The sequence below is a fragment of the Bradyrhizobium sp. genome (assembly GCF_049581145.1).
Classification (GTDB): domain Bacteria; phylum Pseudomonadota; class Alphaproteobacteria; order Rhizobiales; family Xanthobacteraceae; genus Bradyrhizobium.
Window position 1 is genome coordinate 1 of record NZ_JBAURI010001059.1, and the last position, 1,775, is coordinate 1,775.

At 63.9% G+C, this 1,775-nt stretch carries 2 protein-coding genes; one reads left to right on the top strand and one right to left on the bottom strand.

What is annotated here, in order from left to right; genetic code table 11:
- Positions 1–63: 63 nt before the first annotated feature.
- Positions 64–1,287, bottom strand: coding sequence for a cytochrome P450 (locus WCB02_RS34255; protein ID WP_423965538.1), 1,224 nt, complete (start codon positions 1,285–1,287; stop codon positions 64–66).
- A 109-nt stretch (positions 1,288–1,396) separates the two neighbouring features.
- Between WCB02_RS34255 and WCB02_RS34260 the strand changes: the two genes are divergently transcribed.
- Positions 1,397–1,775: phosphonopyruvate decarboxylase (locus WCB02_RS34260; protein WP_423965541.1), on the top strand; the 379-nt coding region annotated here is incomplete at its 3' end.

Sequence of the window (1,775 nt, forward strand, 5' to 3'; positions counted from 1 at the left end):
GCGCAGCGCGCCCACCATCGCACGACGGCAGAAAGATGGTGGGCGCGCTGCGCTTTGCCCACCCTACGCGTCCACGACGCAGGGTACGCTGAGGAAGCCGCGGAAGCGGACGCGGCCGCCGCGGACCGGCGGCCCGCTCAATGCGTAGTTGGGGAAGCGCCGGAGAAAACGCGAGATCGCGATCGCGCCTTCGAGGCGGGCCAGCGCCATGCCGGCGCATTGGTGCACGCCGCTGCCGAAGGCCAGATGCCGGTTCAGCATACGACCGACGTCGAAGCTCTCGGGGTCCTCGAACTGTTTTGGATCGCGGTTGGCGGCGCCGATGCACAGCGTCAGCGATGTGCCGGCCTCCAGCATGATGCCACCGAGCTCGACGCGTTCGGTCGTCATGCGGTTGCCGAGCTGATTCGAGCTTTCGTATCGCAGAATCTCCTCGACCGCCGTCCTGATCAGATCAGGGCTTTGCAACAGCCGCCGTTTCTCTGCGGGATGCTCCGCGAGCGCCACCAGCCCATTGCCGATCAGATTGGTCGTGGTCTCGTGGCCGGCGTTGAGCAGGAAGATGCAGTTGTGCAAGAGTTCCTGTTCCGTCAGCCGCTCGCCATGACCCTCGCCCTGAATCAGCCGCGTCAGCACGTCGCGCTCGGGATTGCCAGGGCTGGCGCGCCGCCGCGCCACCAGATTTTCCAGATAGACCAGGAAATCCCCAACCGCGCTGTTGCCGCGCGCAAACGCCTCCGCGGAGATCACGGGTTCGAGTGCGCCCAGGATCGCCAGCGACCAGTTGCGCAGCGGCGCGCGCTCGTCATGGGGGACATCGAGCAGATTGCCGATCACCTCGATGGGGATCGAGGAGGCGAAATCGGAGATCAGCTCAAAGCTTGCTTTCGCTGCGATGGCATTGAGCAATTGGTCGACCAGCCGAATCAGGTCGCCTTCCATCGCCGCGATCGCGCGCGGCGACAGCGCGCCCATGATCAGCCGCCGCACCCTGGTATGCGCGGGCGGGTCGTTGAAGACGAGGCTCGTGGTGTGATGCTGGTAGAGCAGGGAAGCGCCATATTTCGGCGCAAACTCGCGCTTCTTGTCCGACGAGAACAGCTTGGTGTTCTTGTAGGCGGTGACCAGGTCATCGTAGCGGGTCAGGAAGTAGGAGCCGTTGGGCAGAAGCTTGACCGGCTCATTCTCCCGCAGTGCACGATAAGTCGGATAGGGATCGAGATAGAATTCCGGCGTCAGCTTCTCCAGATCGAAGCCGGCCACGAGCTCTCGCGCATCTGCATGCATGCTGTCATACTCTTTAGGGATACCGATATGCCGTTTTGGCGCTTTCGTAAAACGCCAAGCCCTCTACAGTCCGCGCGCCCAACAACCTGCTAGCCCACTGGACCCTTAAATGCACGCCCGCGCCGCCGACACTGCTGCCGCCGACAAGGGGACTTGTCCCGAATCTTGGCCCGAGCAGATCTTCGCGATCCTGCAGCGCTTCGATGTCCGCCAGGTACCCTATGTGCCCGACGCCGGCCATTCGCAATTGATTGAGCGCGTGCTGGGCTCGTCGACCATGCGCGGGATTGCCTTGACGACGGAGGAGGAGGGCGTGGCGCTGCTTGCGGGGGCCTGGGCCGGCGGCCAGCGCGGGGTGTTGCTGATGCAGTCGAGCGGGGTCGGCAATTGCATCAACATGCTGTCGCTCACCCACATCTTTCGCCTGCCGTTCCTGACGCTGGTAACGATGCGCGGCGAATGGGGCGAGTTCAATCCCTGGCAGGTGC